At 51.9% G+C, this 938-nt stretch carries 2 protein-coding genes; one reads left to right on the top strand and one right to left on the bottom strand.

Annotation, left to right across the window (positions count from 1 at the left end; all coding sequences use genetic code 11):
• The first annotated feature begins 318 nt into the window (after positions 1–318).
• A complete protein-coding gene (locus CIK98_RS17630) occupies positions 319–507 on the top strand; it encodes a hypothetical protein (RefSeq protein WP_141210462.1) in 189 nt (62 codons plus the stop codon).
• A gap of 108 nt (positions 508–615) precedes the next feature.
• On the opposite strand, the gene CIK98_RS18510 is transcribed toward CIK98_RS17630, so the two are convergent.
• On the bottom strand, positions 616–938 hold a 323-nt coding region (locus CIK98_RS18510), incomplete at its 5' end, for a hypothetical protein (protein WP_216358964.1).

Here is a 938-nt window from a genome sequence, read left to right as displayed (position 1 = left end):
CTGTCCGTGTGCCACGAGGCGCACATCTATATATAAAGGGTTGGCTACCTTCCATATAAGATGTAGCCGTAACTGCCAATGAGATGAGAGAAGGTCTCTCGGTGTCGGTGTGCAGGCACTGGCATCAAACCCTCTGCAAGCTGCTGCAGTCGTAAACGTTGCGGTGGTGAGCGTTGCAGAGAGGTACGTATTACTGAGCTGAACGCAAGTGAACCACTCGATGAGGTGTCGTTAATCGTGTTTTCAAGTCATGTCAAAAGTCAGTGTCGGACAGTTCTGGCGACAAGCAATGCAATAACCTGTCTATGGCATTGCGGCATGCGGCATAGAGGTGGCAGGACAGTAATACAGGCTTGTTGGCGGAACGTGGGAAGCAGAAGTCGGAATGCCAAGGGAAATGCCGAAAGTGACGAACAAGGCAGAAAATGTACCGAAGTCCGCTTCTGTGGCGGATTGCCCCGTAGTAGCGTTGAAGTGTCTGTAATGGACATGGAACGAAGGGGGTGACACACTCAAGCAACTGGAATTATACAACTCTTAAACAAAGAGGAGGATATGATGAAAGAAGTATATGCACAAAGCATAGAGTGTGAAGAGCCGTGTGAGGGAAGACTTTCACGCACGGTTCTGTGATAGGGTGAGGGTGAAACTCCCTCGCTCTACTCGACCCTGTCCCGACGCAACTGCGCCTATGAGACCCCAAACCTTGCACGCGAACTCATCGTCACCCGCTACCGCAAGCCCAGCGAAAACGAGAAGGCCGTTTATCTCACCGCCTCCGACATCGTCGCCAGCTTCGGCGGCCAGGTAAGCCTGTCGCCAGTGCAGGTCGGTAAAGCGCTGCAGGACATGGGTTTTGTAAGCTATCGTAGTCATAATGGCAAGTTTTGGAAGTTGTTTGAGCGACCAGCCTCTGACATCGGATCTGTCATGCCGGA

Origin of the sequence: Prevotella sp. P2-180 (genome assembly GCF_002251435.1) — a bacterium.
Classification (GTDB): Bacteria; Bacteroidota; Bacteroidia; order Bacteroidales; family Bacteroidaceae; genus Prevotella.
Note: the sequence above shows the minus strand (reverse complement) of the source record. Positions and strands in the feature narration are given on the sequence as shown.

What these genes read in the sequence shown, in the direction of transcription:
- CIK98_RS17630 (WP_141210462.1), top strand. Translation starts at nt 319, where the DNA reads ATGCGGCATAGAGGTGGCAGGACAGTAATACAGGCTTGTTGGCGGAAC.